14 protein-coding genes are annotated in these 14,995 nt (G+C 60.2%); 5 read left to right on the forward strand and 9 right to left on the reverse strand.

Annotated features, from left to right (window positions below; translation table 11 throughout):
* Positions 1-80: 80 nt before the first annotated feature.
* On the forward strand, positions 81-1,544 hold the full coding sequence (locus tag AC1DUY_RS23620; RefSeq protein ID WP_414716832.1) for a M48 family metalloprotease: 1,464 nt from the start codon (positions 81-83) through the stop codon (positions 1,542-1,544).
* An 84-nt stretch (positions 1,545-1,628) separates the two neighbouring features.
* On the opposite strand, the gene AC1DUY_RS23625 is transcribed toward AC1DUY_RS23620, so the two are convergent.
* The 5 genes from AC1DUY_RS23625 to AC1DUY_RS23645 all read right to left on the reverse strand — a co-directional run bounded on the left by AC1DUY_RS23625 (position 1,629) and on the right by AC1DUY_RS23645 (position 8,611).
* A complete protein-coding gene (locus AC1DUY_RS23625) occupies positions 1,629-2,693 on the reverse strand; it encodes a CarD family transcriptional regulator (protein WP_439059997.1) in 1,065 nt (354 codons plus the stop codon).
* Between the two features lie 258 nt (positions 2,694-2,951).
* Complete coding sequence (gene fdxA / locus AC1DUY_RS23630; RefSeq protein WP_068730400.1) at positions 2,952-3,290, reverse strand: ferredoxin FdxA; 339 nt, start codon at positions 3,288-3,290, stop codon at positions 2,952-2,954.
* A 151-nt stretch (positions 3,291-3,441) separates the two neighbouring features.
* A complete protein-coding gene (locus AC1DUY_RS23635; RefSeq protein WP_093757514.1) occupies positions 3,442-3,711 on the reverse strand; it encodes an RNA-binding S4 domain-containing protein in 270 nt (89 codons plus the stop codon).
* 48 nt (positions 3,712-3,759) lie between these two features.
* Positions 3,760-7,233, reverse strand: coding sequence for a helicase-related protein (locus tag AC1DUY_RS23640; RefSeq protein ID WP_478117519.1), 3,474 nt, complete (start codon positions 7,231-7,233; stop codon positions 3,760-3,762).
* Between the two features lie 418 nt (positions 7,234-7,651).
* A complete protein-coding gene (locus AC1DUY_RS23645; protein WP_478117521.1) occupies positions 7,652-8,611 on the reverse strand; it encodes a DUF3108 domain-containing protein in 960 nt (319 codons plus the stop codon).
* Between the two features lie 372 nt (positions 8,612-8,983).
* Between AC1DUY_RS23645 and rpmB the strand changes: the two genes are divergently transcribed.
* The 4 genes from rpmB (at position 8,984) to AC1DUY_RS23665 (ending at position 11,966) form a co-directional block, all read left to right on the forward strand.
* Positions 8,984-9,286 (forward strand): 50S ribosomal protein L28, encoded by a 303-nt coding sequence (rpmB, locus tag AC1DUY_RS23650; RefSeq protein ID WP_089267758.1) that lies wholly within the window; start codon positions 8,984-8,986, stop codon positions 9,284-9,286.
* Between the two features lie 309 nt (positions 9,287-9,595).
* Entirely contained in the window at positions 9,596-10,723 is a 1,128-nt protein-coding gene (locus tag AC1DUY_RS23655) for a DGQHR domain-containing protein (RefSeq protein WP_478117523.1), read from the forward strand.
* Positions 10,720-11,058 carry a GIY-YIG nuclease family protein gene (locus AC1DUY_RS23660; RefSeq protein ID WP_478117525.1) on the forward strand — a complete coding sequence of 113 codons (339 nt, stop codon included), beginning with the start codon at positions 10,720-10,722 and terminating at the stop codon, positions 11,056-11,058. The genes AC1DUY_RS23655 and AC1DUY_RS23660 overlap by 4 nt, the downstream gene beginning before the upstream one ends.
* 131 nt (positions 11,059-11,189) lie before the next feature.
* Positions 11,190-11,966, forward strand: coding sequence for a hypothetical protein (locus AC1DUY_RS23665; RefSeq protein ID WP_478117527.1), 777 nt, complete (start codon positions 11,190-11,192; stop codon positions 11,964-11,966).
* Positions 11,967-12,530: 564 nt separating this feature from the next.
* Here AC1DUY_RS23665 and AC1DUY_RS23670 read toward each other — a convergent pair.
* From AC1DUY_RS23670 to AC1DUY_RS23685, 4 genes are all read right to left on the reverse strand, one after another.
* The gene (locus AC1DUY_RS23670) at positions 12,531-12,809 is read right to left on the reverse strand and encodes a helix-turn-helix domain-containing protein (RefSeq protein WP_478117529.1); all 279 of its coding nucleotides are present in this window, start codon (positions 12,807-12,809) and stop codon (positions 12,531-12,533) included.
* A gap of 335 nt (positions 12,810-13,144) precedes the next feature.
* Positions 13,145-13,411 carry a hypothetical protein gene (locus AC1DUY_RS23675; protein ID WP_231081272.1) on the reverse strand — a complete coding sequence of 89 codons (267 nt, stop codon included), beginning with the start codon at positions 13,409-13,411 and terminating at the stop codon, positions 13,145-13,147.
* A 331-nt stretch (positions 13,412-13,742) separates the two neighbouring features.
* The gene (locus AC1DUY_RS23680; RefSeq protein WP_478117531.1) at positions 13,743-14,396 is read right to left on the reverse strand and encodes a dihydrofolate reductase family protein; all 654 of its coding nucleotides are present in this window, start codon (positions 14,394-14,396) and stop codon (positions 13,743-13,745) included.
* A 59-nt stretch (positions 14,397-14,455) separates the two neighbouring features.
* Positions 14,456-14,899 (reverse strand): SRPBCC family protein, encoded by a 444-nt coding sequence (locus tag AC1DUY_RS23685; protein ID WP_120287396.1) that lies wholly within the window; start codon positions 14,897-14,899, stop codon positions 14,456-14,458.
* Between the last annotated feature and the right edge of the window lie 96 nt (positions 14,900-14,995).

Consider the following 14,995-nt stretch of genomic DNA (forward strand, 5'->3'; position numbering starts at 1 on the left):
CTTGAGCGAAGATGATTTGGGCGAATGGGCTGTTTGGGCAGAGAGTGGACGACGTGACGGGTGTGGGACGGCAAACCAGCTTGAGCCGCCGCCTTTGGGCTGCGCCTGCCCTGCTGTGCGCCGCGCTCGCTCTATCGGCCTGCGGCGATGCCAGCCGGTTCGAGGCCGCCTCGTCGGTCAAGCCGACGGTGCCGGCCAAGCCGCCCAAGCCTGCCGTGGTGCAGACCCCGGCCGCCGAGAAGGAACACGAGCGCATCCTCGCATCCTATGGTGGCGCCTATGACGACCCGCGGCTGGAATCACTGATCACCAAGACCGTCGATCGGCTGGTCGCAGCCTCTGAGCGACCGGACTTGGCCTACAAGGTCACGATTCTCAATTCGGGCGCCGTCAACGCCTTCGCCCTGCCGACCGGACAACTCTATGTCACGCGCGGCCTGATCGCGCTGGCCAGCGATACATCCGAGATTTCATCGGTGCTGTCGCACGAGATGGCGCATGTACTCGCCAAGCACGCGTCCATCCGCGAGGAGCAGGCACGGCAGGCATCGATCGTCACGCGTGTCGTGACGGATATGGGCAGCGATCCCGATCTCACCGCACTCGCGCTCGCCAAATCCAAACTGACGATGGCGAGCTTCTCGCGCGCGCAGGAGTTCGAAGCCGACGGCATCGGCGTAGGCATCTCGGCCCGCGCAAAGTTCGATCCCTATGGCGCGTCGCGCTTTCTCGCTGCGATGGAGCGTAACGCGGCGCTGAAGGCCAGCCGCACGCCGCTCGATCCCCGCGCGCAGGACTTCCTGTCGTCCCATCCGGCGACGCCCGAGCGCGTGCAGAATGCGCAAGCCAATGCGCGGCAATATTCCTCGCCCGACGGCGGCGAGCGCGATCGCGAGACCTATCTCTCGGCCATCGACGGCATCGTCTATGGCGAGGATCCGAGCGAGGGTTTCGTGCGCGGCCGCCGCTTCCTGCATCCCAAGCTCGGCTTCACCTTCCAGGCGCCGGAGGCCTTCACTCTCGACAATACGGCGCAGGCGGTGATCGGCGTGCGCGAAGGCGGCAATCAGGCCATGCGCTTCGACGTGGTCCGCGTACCATCCGAACAGACGCTGAGCGACTACCTCAATTCCGGATGGATGGAGAATGTCGACAAAGCCACCACGGAAGAGCTGACCATCAACGGCTTCCCGGCAGCGTCCGCCATCGCGCGCGGCGACCAGTGGCAATTCCGCGTTTACGCGTTGCGCTTCGGCAGCGACGTCTACCGCTTCATCTTCGCTGCCAAGCAGAAGAGCACCGAGAGCGAACGCAACGCCCGCGACACCGTTAACTCGTTCCGCCGCCTGACCCTGGCCGAGATTCAGGCCGCCCGTCCGCTGCGCATCAAGGTGATCACCGTGCAGCCCGGAGACACCGTGGAGTCACTGTCGCATCGCATGAGCGGCGTCGATCGTCCACTGGAGCGCTTCCGCGTATTGAACGGGCTCGAGAACAATGCCAGCGTGAAAGCCCGCGACCGCGTCAAGGTCGTGGTGGATTGAGATCCATCCAAGTACTTGCTCATAGACAACAAAAAAGCCCGGCCTCTCGGCCGGGCTTTTCGTATTCAACTTGCGAGACGCTGCTTATGCAGCCTCGTCCGCGGCGGCGACATCATCGTCACCATCGCTGTCGGCCTCGTCAGCACCGGCTTCGGCGCCTGCCTCGGCCTTGGCGCCACGGCGCGGGCTCTTGGCGAGCTGGCCTTCGATCTCCTTGACCGCTTCGGTCTCGGTGACGTGCTGAACCACAGCGATTTCGCGCGACAGACGATCGAGAGCTGCTTCATACAGCTGACGTTCGCTGTAGGACTGCTCGGGCTGCGAGTCGGAGCGGAACAGATCGCGGACCACTTCGGCGATGGCAACGATATCGCCCGAGTTGATCTTCGCTTCGTATTCCTGTGCGCGGCGCGACCACATCGTGCGCTTGATGCGGGCACGGCCCTTCAATGTCTCCAGCGCGCGCTTGACCAGCGCCGGCTCGGACAGCTTGCGCATGCCGACATTCGCGACCTTCGCGGTCGGAACGCGCAGGGTCATCTTGTCCTTCATGAAATTGATCACGAAGAGTTCAAGCCTGGCGCCTGCAATTTCCTGCTCTTCGATGGCGAGGATCTGGCCAACACCATGCGCCGGATAGACAACGAATTCGTTGGTCTTGAAGCCCTGACGCTGGGTCAGTGGCTTCTTCGGCTCTTCGACGCGCGGAGCCGCAGCGGGCGCCGGCTTGGCGGCAACCGGTTTGGCAACGACCGGCTTCGCAGCAACCTTGGCAACTTCCTTCGGCGCAGCAGCCTTCACAGCAGGAGCGGCGGCGGGAGCCTTCGCGGCCGGTTTCGGCGCAGCAGGCTTGGCGGCAGTGGTCTTCGAAGCAGCAGCCTTCGGGGCAGGTTTGGCAGTCTTGTTGGGCATTGCACTTCTTTTATTTTTGGAGGACTTTTCAGCCGCAGCCTTCGCGGCGGTCCGGGTGTCCTTGACAGGAGCCCGGGCACGGCCTTTGGTGACAGAATTCTTCGCAGCAGGACCCTTCACAACGCGGCTCGCCGCAGTTGTTTTCTTGGAAGCCTTCGGATCCAAAACCTTCGAAGCAGTAGCCTTCTTCGAAACAGCAGCCTTGGAAACACTCTTTTTACGCGTTTTCTGTGACACAGCCTGCGCGTGGAAACCGCCACGCCCCTGTTTGATGTTTAAACGGGAACCCGGCAGGGCCAAATCGAGCGGCACCACATGGTCCAGCTTCTTGAATTGTGCCTATTATAGCACATTTCCCGCAAAAATCAATGATTTATGCCCTGTCGCGGCCGCTCGGCGGCCGCTTCCGGGGCATAATCGGGGCTAGGGTAAATTTCGTGTGGCTGGGGGTATCGGGGTCACCCAATCAATTGCTTGATCGTGTGACCGGGGAACTCAGTCGCCCTTGCCAGGCGCCGCCGAGAAATACTTCTCGTACTTGCCTTCCTGACCATCGAATTCCTTGGCTTCGGGCAGTTCGTCGATTTTCTGGGTGATGTTCGGCCACGTCTTGGCGTGTTCCAGATTGATCTGCAGCCACTTCTCGATATTGCCTTCGGTATCAGGCTTGATCGCGTCAGCCGGGCATTCGGGCTCGCAGACACCGCAATCGATGCATTCGTCCGGATGGATGACCAGCATGTTTTCACCCTCGTAGAAGCAGTCCACGGGACACACTTCGACGCAGTCGGTGTATTTACATTTGATGCAATTGTCGGTGACGACGTAAGTCATCCAGAACTCCGGAAACGATCGATATTCAGTGTTTGCGTAGCGCACCAACCCCGCTGCCGCAAGGGATGCAGCCGGCATAGGTCAGGGCATTTCGACCAAGGAAAAAGCCTGCCACGAAACCATCGTTGGACGCGGCATCTAGCCTAGATAGTTACTCCGGAAGGTGTTGCAAATCGGTATAGAGCACGCGCGCCGCAGTGGCATCGCCACGCCGTTCCGAGAAGCCCTCGACCTTCATCACCCTCACGGTGCGATCCAGCGCCACCGTGAGCACGTCGCCGATCTTCACACCATGGCCTGGCGATTTCTCGCGCTCGCCATTGATGCGGACCTTGCCGCCTTCCACCAACGCAACGGCACTGGTGCGGGCTTTGACCACCCGCGCGTGCCACAGCCATTTATCAAGACGCTGGCGCTCCAATCAGCACACCACCAAATGGCGGCAGGGCGCCGCCTCACATGACCTGTATCAATCCTTGCGGCCGCTGAGCTGCTCCTTGAGCGCGGCGAGTTTCGCGAAGGGGGAGTTCGGATCGATCGGACGGTCCCGTTCGCGCGGTGCGGCCGATGTGGCGAATGGGCGGGTCGCGCCGCCGCGGTCGTTGCCACGGCCCTCACGGCCCTTGTCGCCGCCCTTGAAGGGGCCTTTGCCCTTGCCCTGGAAGCGTTCGCGCTCACGCGGCGGACGGCCACCCTCGCCCGGCTTGCTGTCCCGGTTACCGCGATTGCCACGGTTGTCGCGGTTCGGCGCACCTTCGGCGGAGACCACGGCGGCCGGTGCATCACTGCGCGGACGGCGGAACTCGTTGTTATTGTTGCGATCGCGGCGACCCTGACCTCCGCGGTCATGCCGCTCGCGCTGCGCGCCATCGGCCACGGCGCCTTCGGCGGGAGCCGACTGCGCAGCGCCCTGCGCGGCGTTGTTGGGGCGATGATGACGGTTGCGATCGTGACGCGGCGGACGGCGTTCTTCCGAACGGCCACCCGGGCGCCAGACTTCGACCAGTTCGGGCTCGGCAGCGACGGCAGGAGCCGCAGCGGCGTCGCCCTCGGCAAGCGCAGCAGCATCAGCCACTGCAGCAGGTGCGGTCTCGGCAGCAGTCCCGGTTTCGGCAACGGCCGCGGCGGACTCTAGCTGCGCTTCGACGGAAGCTGTCTCTTCAACAGGCGCCGCTTCCGGCTCGGTGCTCGGTACCAATGCGACTTCGGGCAACAGCGATGCAGACGGCACGGCTGCAGCTTCCTCGGCCGGGGCCGCTTCGGTCGCAACCTCGGCAGGTGCGACATCCGCAGTCGCGATCTCAGCCGTCTCGGCCGCCTCAGCGGCAGCCTCGACCGCAATGACATTGTCCTCACCGGGCTTGTCGGACTCGGCAAGTCCCACCAGGGCGTCGGGCTGATCGCCCGTATTGTCGTCAGCCTTGACCTCAATCGGCGTCGTCGCAGCGACCGGCTTCGGCGGTGCCGGCGGCAGCGGCGCCTTCTTCTCCATGCGATAGCCCAGGGCACGCAGGATCGAGGCGAAATCTTCGCCGGCCGAACCGGTGAGCGAGGTCATCGCCTGCGTCACCACGAAGTGGCGGCCATCGAAGGCGCCGGCGGGCTTCTCGCCCGGCGAGGCTTCACGCCACGCCAGCGCGGGACGGATCAGATCGGCCAGACGTTCCAGAATGTCGACGCGCACGGCGCGCTCGCCGCACTGGCGATAGCCGAGCACGCGATAGGCATCGCGATCGAGCAGCTTGTCGACCGGGAAGGATGTACGGCCCGACCCTGCGAGATGCTGTGCGCTCGACAGCGCCGACATGTCGACATTGTCCTGCTTCAACGCCCAGAGCAGCGCCGCGAGCGAACGCCCCGCAGGCTTCAGCAGACCGGGAATATAGATGTGATAGGCGCCGAAGCGGACGCCATACTTGCGCAAGGTCGCGCGCGACGGCTGATCGAGATCCTTCATCTCGGTCGCGATCTTCTGCCGCTCCAGCACGCCCAGCGCTTCAGTGAGCTGGAAGGCGATGCCGCGTGCGATACCGGTGATGTCTTCGGCCTTGGTGAGATCGAACAGCGGCCCGAGCAGTTTCTCGATATGCGTCTTCAGCCAGAGATCGAGGCGGGCCTGAACCGCATCGCGCGGCGCGCCGGAGAGGCGCTCATCGGCGATGATGCGGAGACGGGGATGCAGCACATCGTCGGCTGCGACCAAACGGGCCACCGCATCGCCGGTCCAGCGCATGGTGCCGTCGGAGGCGAGCACGAACTGATCGTCCGGCGCGTTGCCGAGTTTCTCGGCGCGCGCGTCGATCTCGCCGGCCAGCGCCTTCAGCGCCGTAGCCTGCAAAGCCTTCGCATCCGAGCCAGCCTCGGCCGCATCGGGCAAAAATGTAAATCCGTCGAGACGGCCAATTACATGGCCCTCTACGATCACTTCGCCCGTCTTACCAATTTCAGTATTCAGCATCGTGTTTTCCCGCAAGCGGCGCATCAATACACTGGTACGACGATCAACGAAACGCTCAGTGAGCCTCTCATGAAGGGCATCTGACAGTTTATTTTCCAATTCGCGCGAAATTCCCTGCCAATGATCAGGATCTGAGAGCCAATCGGGACGATTTGCCACGAATGTCCAGGTCCGGATTTGCGCGATTCGGCCCGATAATGTGTCGATATCGCCATCGGTTCGGTCAGCTTGCGCGATTTGAGCGCCAAACCAGGCATCGGGGATGCGCCCACGCTGCATCAGGAAGTTGAAGATAGTGACTACCAGCTCTGCGTGTGCAGCGGGCGCGATGCGGCGGTAATCCGGAATCTGGCAGGCGTCCCACAGTTTCTCGACGGCGGCCTTGCCCTGCGCCATTTCGCGCACGTCGACATCACGGACGGCATGATCGAGCACGCGCAGGTCCTCGGCGATCGGCGCACGGGTCAGCGCCTCGTGGCGCGGCACCTCCGCCAATGACACCTGCAGCGACGCGATGGAGGAGAAATCCAGCTTCGAATTGCGCCATTGCAGCACCTTCACCGGCTCGAAGATGTGGTTCTGCAACTGATTGACGAGTTCGGGCTCGAACGGCTCGCAGCGGCCTGTAGTGCCGAAGGTACCGTTGCGTGTCGCTCGGCCGGCGCGGCCGGCGATCTGCGCGAATTCGGATGGCGTCAGACGGCGGAATTGGTAGCCGTCATATTTGCGATCGCTGGCAAAGGCGACGTGGTCGACGTCGAGATTGAGGCCCATTCCGACCGCGTCGGTTGCCACTAGGTAGTCAACGTCACCGTTCTGGAACATCGCGACCTGCGCGTTGCGCGTGCGCGGCGACAGCGAGCCCAATACGACTGCAGCGCCGCCGTGCTGGCGCTTGATCAGTTCGGCGATGGCGTAAACTTCGTCGGCGGAAAACGCGACAATCGCTGTCCGGCGCGGCTGCCGTGTGATCTTGCGATCGCCGGCGAATTCCAGATGCGACAGACGCGGCCGCGTGACGATGCTGGCGCCGGGCAGCAGCCGCTCGATGATCGGGCGCATGGTGGCGGCGCCGAGCAGCAGCGTCTCGTCGCGGCCGCGGCGATGCAGGATGCGATCGGTGAAGACATGGCCGCGCTCGAGATCTGCCGCGATCTGGATCTCGTCGACGGCCAGAAACGACACGTCGAGATCCCGCGGCATCGCTTCGACGGTGGAGACCCAGTAGCGCGGCTTGGCGGGCTTGATCTTCTCTTCGCCGGTGATCAGCGCCACGGCTTCGGGGCCGACGCGGTCCAAAATTTTATTATAGACCTCGCGCGCCAGCAGGCGCAGCGGCAGGCCGATGATGCCCGACGAGTGCGCGAGCATGCGCTCGATGGCGAGATGGGTCTTGCCGGTATTGGTGGGGCCGAGCACTGCGGTGACGCCGGCGCCGGGGGCCCTGCCGTTGGACAGCGTGGGCGGAGAAGACAAAAAGGCCATGTTTTTCAGATATTTCCGCGTCGCCGACTGTCAAGACCGAGACAGGTACGACGCTTCAGAGCCGCGCTTTTTGATGGTTTGGAACGAGTCCGGAACGAAAGCGGCCCGAATCGGTGACTCGGCACCTCCATGGCCGCATCACCCCAACATCTCGCGCTGACATTCTCCGAGACTGACTAGATCAAGTTTGTGACAGCGCAACAAGGGCCGACAAATCCCCGAAGTTATGAACAGCGCACGGACTCCGAACCGGCTTTGAGTCAAGCCGGGATCCTGCGCAAATCCTGCGGCGCGTTTGCGACGATGCTGCGATGGCGCACTTTGTCTTGCGGCATCATTGCGGCAGCGTCCCGTCTCGGTCCCTCATGGTGAGGAGCGCGGCTTCGCGCGTCTCGAACCATGAGCTGGCGGGGTCGACTCAGTTCGTCTTCGCCACGGCCTTGGCGGGCGCGGGGGTGGTGACGAATTCGGTGGCTTCCAGCATGGCGACGCCGAGCGGGGTCGGCACCACCATGCGATACGGCACCAGCACGCGGGTTCCGGCGATCGGCACCAGGGTCACTTCGATATTGCGCTGGGCGGCAAGATATTTGATGGCGGCGCGGTCGGGCACATAGCCGGCGATCGGCGTGAAATAGACGGCGCAGACGATGGCAGGCCCGCGATAGCCCTTCTCGGCCTTCACGCTTTCCATGCGCTTGTAGTCGAGCTTGAGATCGTAGCGCATGCGGCCGTCGAAGATCGACGCGGCGGTGCGGCAGGAATCCGGCGTCATCAATTCGCCGGTGCCGCCGACGCGCATCAGCGAGCCGGTCATCGGATCGATCACGTTGCGGCGATGCGCATCGGTGATCGGAATCTTCTCGGGATCGAGCGGCGGCTCCGGCTCGATGGAGAACTCCTTCACATAGCCCGGCGTGATCAGCATCTTGATCGTCTCGGACTTCTTCGCGGAGGTGGTGACGGCCTGATAATTCGACGGCACCAGCGCGCCCGCGACCACGCGGCCGGTGGACTGGCCGGAGCCCGAGCCGCCGGCAAATGCTTTCAGCAGACCCGCGGTGCCGCCACTGGCGGTCGCGGAATACTGGTCTTCGTTGATGTCGATGGCCCACTGGCCCTTGCCCACCGCAATGCCGGCGAGGCTGGCTTCATATTTCGCTTCGAGCTTGCCGCCCGCCAACACCGCCTGCGCGGGTGCCTGAACCGGCACGGCGGCCGGGGCCTGGCCTTGAGTCTGGCTTTGGATCTGGCCTTGCGCCTGCGCCGAGGCCTCCACCGGCAAAACCGGCAGCATCAGGCCCGCGGCGACGGCGAAACGCGCGCCGAGGCCCGCAAATCGCGATTTTGCTGGCGCGGCGGTCCGCAGGGTCGTCACCGGTCGGGTCACAAAGCGGGGCGTGCGAAGGCTCACTTGCTGATATCACCTGGTCGGCGATCCCCGGCTCAAGGCGCAGGGCCGCATCGCTCAATTGGGCTGGAGCGACCTGTTTCCGGCCCGAATACGTCGTTTATATGATGGGAACCGCGCCAGATTCCATGTGGTTTCCGCTCGTAGGCCGGGTTATACAGCCCCCGAAAGCGCAGGCTTTTGCCGGTTTTGCCGCGACTTTCACGGGCCGGATATCTTGACGATCGCGGCCAAGCCCCCTATACGTCCGCCACTCCTGAAATGGACGTGATTTTTGACCCCCTGCCCGGCTTTGGGCTCTTCGCCTTTTAGCTGCGGGGATGACAGAGGATTTTCGCCATGTCTCGGCGCTGTGAACTGACACTGAAGGGCCCCCAGGTGGGCCACAAGGTGAGCCACTCGAACATCAAGACCAAGCGCCGGTTTCTGCCGAACCTGGTCAATGTAACCTTCCTGTCCGACGTGCTCGGCCGCGGCGTGCGCCTGCGCGTGTCGGCGAATGCCGTGAAGTCGGTCGACCACCGCGGTGGCTTCGATGCCTATCTGATCAAGGCCCGCGAGAGCGAGCTGTCGCAGAAGGCCGTGCTGCTCAAGCGCGCCATCGAAAAGAAGAAGGCCGAGACCGCAGCAGTCGCGGCCTGAGCCTGACTCGCCGCTCACACTGAGCGGACTGAAATTTGAAAACGGCCGGATCGCAAGATCCGGCCGTTTTTGCGTTTGGGAGATACAAGAAGCCACTGACAGATACCTCAAGCGACCTCAAGCCGGTTGGTATGCCCGGCCTTGCAGCCACGAACTTTTCGCAGATCATTGGCAGCTACGTGCCAAGGACGACCTCTGCGAGGCAACCACAGAGCCAAAGCCCATCTCACCACGTTGCAAAGCAACCAACAGCGTGATTGTATTCACAACTTAAACGTGAATTTTTAATCATTTTCTCTGGGGCACAAATTGGCAAAGATCATCATTCCCGCGGCGCGTGTCCGCCAAGGTGGATTAATTCTCTACGCTACCGCCCTAAAGGTTAGAGACTTAATCTCCAAGGATTTTTACAGCGTAGAGACGCTCGATCCCGAAGACACAGATGACAAAGGCTATCAGCGTTTATTAAATAGCGCGCGAGCGAAGAAGCTCGCCGACTACATTATCAAAGGGCAAGATAGCCACGACGCTTTCTTGCCAACCTCGGTTTTTCTAGCAACCGACAAATCAATTACATTCGACGAACTTAACAACACGATTGAAATAGACACGGCACTGGTTGGTCCATTTAGTGTTGTTGACGGCCAACATCGACTTGAGGGCTTGAAGATGGCTGCGCATAAGGATGCGCGCGTGCTCGACTTCGAGACCCCGGTAAATATTGCGATCAATCTGCCGAGAATCGCTCAGATGTGTCACTTTCTTATAGTCAACACTACCCAAAAGAGCGTGGATAAATCAGTCGAGCAAAGGATCATTGCACGTCTCAGCGACGCGCTTGACGTCGAGGATATGCCTAGTCTTCCGAAATGGATTCTTAAGACAGTGGAGAGGGGCGAAGTAGAGAAGGCGATAAGATTCGTCGACTATCTAAATGAGACAGATAGCTCGCCCTGGAAGGGAAAGATTTTAATGGCGAACGCCGATGGTGACGGCGCAACTATCAATCAACGCTCTTTCGTCAAGGCAATCGTCAAGTACGTCCTTACTGCAAACAATCCCCTCGCAAGCTTCAACGACTTCGAGAAGGAGAAGAAGATCTTTCTTAATTACTGGAAAGCCGTTGCGTCGCAGTTAGACGACGGAAATTCAACTGTGCTGTTCAAATACAACGGTGTTGAGCTGTTCTGTAAGTTCTCAATCCCATTTTTTACGAAATTATTGGATCGCAAGAGCTTCACCGTTCCCACGATGGAGGAGCTACTAGCTTCGTGTTTTGACAATGTTGAAGGGGACTATGCTGGAGTTGGCCATCCTGATTGGTGGGCAAAGGGCAACAAGGCGAGCTTCTTAAACGCTGGAGCTATCAACGTCGTTGCTCAAGAAATGTCGAAGGCACTCCATAAAGCATCCCTCACTTCTGCGATTGAACTATGAAGATCGATCAATTAGTTCCACGGCCGGTACAGCGCGAAACATTTAAGAGGAATCGAGAACGTTTTGTGCCCGAAAAATCCGGATGTTATGTACTAACTACTTTTTCGCTAACCGTTCTGTACATCGGCCTCACAGAAAATCTTCGACGAAGAATGGGGGAGCACTTAGACAATCCAACTAAAATCGCCACCACAAAATTTGGGGTGGCGTTTTTGTTTCATTGGATTGAAACCCCGGATACCTTCAAAATTGAACGAACTTGGCTCAATATCCACCTTGAAAGAGACGGCCGATTGCCGGAACTAAACGGGGCATACTCGCCGGTTTCAACTTAATCTAGCGGCCACCTGCAAACGTAATTAAACGTAAGAAATACACTACGTTCTTCAACGAGAAAAAAATGGCAACGATAAGAGGCGCAGTGAAATGCCTTACTTGCGGACAGGCGCACACCCTAAGAATCGGGATGGGTCAGGAGACCACACACGAACATAAGTTTGATTGCCGTCAGTGCAAAGAACCGCTCGTCACATATTTGGACGTCGATTATAAGAATATTTCAGCAACTATTCGGTGTGGTGAAAATACCGAATTGATCGAAGAACTTAACGGCGCTCCCATTGTTAACCTGGACGCAAACTTCGTAATAGGCGACGAAGATCAAGGGAAAGACATGGTCTTTCCCCGAATGCTACACATACACAAGATGCTCAAGGAAGCCGAAGCCGCTGGGCGACTAAGCAGCATCGCAGCCCCCACAGCAAAGCAGCTCAATTCTCGACCTTATAGACGGCCGGACTATTCCGCTGAATGGCAGCACCTACGCAAAGCCTGGTCCCTTTCACGCAACGATAAGAGCAAACTCTCAAGGCGAGAGATCGAATCCGCATCACTTGAGTTTTACGCGAATGATCCGATTAACGATCTCCCTGACTGGCTTTGGCGGCTGGCGATGTACATGTGCCAACCATCGTACGAGCCGATGCTTCGCAATGCCATGGGCTGCCTAAAGGCTATCTCTTTTGACGAAAGAGCCAAATCTTTTGTCGAACACTACAATTCAGAAATGTCGGAACCGCGCGCCACGATCTACATGAACGCAATGAAGGAATTTTTTGCGAACTATTCCGAATTCGCCCAAGTCTACTTTTTTGTTTCAAGAGGTTCAGAGATCCCCCCCGAACACAAAGTAACATCTACTGATTTTGATCGAGTAAGAATGTCATATGGAAATCTTTTTTAAGCCTTCACAAGCCTGGTCGAATTCCCCGTTCTGCTAAACAACCTCTTGTTGGGCAGGAACTTCGATCAATTCGAGAAGCTAACGCTAGACCAATATCGGAAACTCGATAAGGCAAACAAGATTGGCCCTATGTCCATGACACCTGCGTTAGCTAGCTTGTGTGAAGAGGTAGATAACCAGCTTAGAAATGCATCCCATCACGGCGGAATGCAGTTCGACTCCACGAGCCAGATGGTATCATATCGTGCGGGAAAGGGAGGGTTAGGCGAAGTTAATGAGATATCTTACACACAGTATCTCACTCGATGCGTCCGACTCTTTATGCAAATCCTAACAGTTCTGCGTATCGAGATGCTCCTTTGTCAGAGCTATAAGATGAGATATCCAGTTTAGCGCGCTGGCAATCTACGGTGCTCTTCAACGATTTCGATGCAACACAATCGACGACACCAACGTATCTTCCACAACATCGCCTCATTCTCCCCGGGAACGCAGCGTCGCGCGCGTCGCTCTTAACCCGGTTGCCCCGCACGCGGCGCTGGCAACTCACGGCTCTTATCGCAATCAGAGAATCGCCTCAAAGCCCTTGCGGCGGATGACATCGAGCAGGACGAGCGTCGGTCCTTTCGGACTTTCCGTGCCGCGCTTGAGCCTGGAGACATAGCCGACTGTCAGCTTCAGGTAGCTTGCAAACACCGCCTGGCTGAGATTGGCCTGCTCACGAAGTGCCTTGATGTCCTCGCCCGTCAATTCAGCCGGATCTGCAGGAGTGGCGGCACCGCCGAGGTGACGCATCGTGATCTTGTCGCGGACAACGTCTGTCAGAACACCGCCGGCGTGCATGTGACGCGCCGTTTCCAGCAGCCAGGGTCAGGCGGGTGTTGCCCTTTGTCACGCGTGCTGTCCCGGCCTTTTGCCGGCCGTCGTCGCCCGCTTTTTCGCGCCCTTTGTTAGTCGGGTTTTTTAGCTGTCGAGGTCATCGCGAACCTCTCGTCTGATAGAGAGATCACGGGATTGGTAACATTGAGCAGATGGATCGCCCGTCTGTCATGAGCCCCCTCACCGCCGCGAAGACGCGGCGACCTCTCCCCGGCGGGGAGAGGTGCGGCACCGCCCTGATGTGCACGCGAAGCCCTTTCGAAAATGAAAGACGCGGCGATATCGGTACGAGGTGTCGGTCAACGAAGTGAGCGAGCGGTTTCGGTCCGGGTTGGTGCCGTCGCGGTCGTCATTTCCGTCCGCGGTGCCAGAACTCTCAGCTGATGCAGAGACGCCGTGGAGGTTGGCGCCGCCGACTGTTCCTGGACGTTCGCAGCTCCCAGCACGCGAACCTGCACCGCCGATATCGGCAAACCCGCCGATCCATAGGTCGGCAACTCCGCAGCGAAGCCGGCGCAGCCACCCGCAATCGAGATCACGGCCGCGACGGCGATCGATAAGGTCATCTTCACTATTAAGCTCCTCGTAGGATTGAACGAGGGAGCCTAGACTTCTTTTGCTGCATTGCACAGTTCAATACCGCATTGCAACATTGCAGTTTCCGCACATCGCGCCAGCCAGCCCCGGCCTCCCGAGGCTGCCCCGGCGCGACCTGAGGTGCTTTACGAATATTCCGATCACAGACTGCGACGAAACGCTCATCATCGATCTGGCGGTCTCGGCACTCCCCTCCGCCAAACGAACCATCGGTTCCTCATGTCGTGGATCGCGCCGTTACCGAACGCCTTCGGCAGTTCGACGACACGGCATTTTGGGATCGGTTTCTGGCGCAGTTTCTCATCGCGGTGTGTGCTTTCGAGCGAATGTCATGTGTGCGACCCCGCCGGGAGAGGATGTCGTCTCGATCTCGTAGTCCTTCTCGAGACCCTCCACGCCATCCCACAGGCGCACGCCGCGGCCGAGCAGGATCGGAACCACCACGATGTGCATGTGATCGACGAGCCCGGCGGCAAGGAAGTCGCGGATCGTGGTGGGACCGCCGCCGATGCGCACGTCCTTGCCGGCCGCAGCCTCGCGGGCGGTCTCAAGGGCCTCGGCAGGCGAGGCGTCGATGAAGTGGAACACCGTGCCGCCCTCCATTTCAATCGATGCGCGCGGATGATGGGTGAGGACGAAGACCGGCGTGTGGAACGGCGGGTTGGGACCCCACCAGCCCTTCCAGTCCGGATCCTCATGCCATGTGGGGGGACCGAACTTCCTGGCGCCCATGATCTCGGCGCCGATCCCGGGCGCGAACAACCGCAGGAACGCGTCGTCGATGCCCGCCGTGCCGCCGGGCTGGCCGAGCATCTGGCGACCCCATCGGGTCGCGAACATCCATTGGTGCAGCCGCTCGCCGGCATGGCCGAACGGCGCGTCAAGGCTTTGGCCTTCGCCGGTGGCGAAACCGTCGAGCGAGACGGAGATGTGTTGGACACGGGCGAGTGCCATGGCTGGCGCTCCTTCCTGCTGTTGGTCGCGTTCCTTAAACCGTTCCGGAAGCGACGGCGCTACTGGTTGATCTCGGGCTCGACGAGTTTCGTGAGCTTGCGCAGGGATTCCTGCCAGCCGAGATAGCAGGCCTCGGCCGGGATCACGTCGGGCACGCCCTGCTGCTCGATGTTCACCTCCGTGCCGACAGACACGGCCTTCAACGTCACCGTGACCTTCATCTCGCCCGGCAGGTTGGGATCATCGAAGCGGTCGGTGTAGACGAGACGCTCACCGGGAACGAGCTCCAGATAGGTCCCGCCAAAGGCGTGACTGCCGCCCGTGGTGAAGTTTCGGAATGACATCCTGTGATGGCCACCGACCTTCGCATCCAGCTCATGGACGGTGCATGTGAATCCGTAGGGTGGGAGCCAGCTCGCAATCGCGTCAGGCTCGAGGAACGCGCGATAGAGCTTCTGCGGCCTGGCGGCAATGACGCGATGCAGACGGATCGTGCTGGGCATGGGCTTCTTCCTGTGGCTCGGTTACTTCGGTTGTCGTCCGGCGGGCAGCTTCCGCCGCCCGATACATCCATGACGAACGGGCCCGCCAGGCCCCGA

The sequence above is a fragment of the Tardiphaga sp. P4_G1 genome (assembly GCF_056401215.1).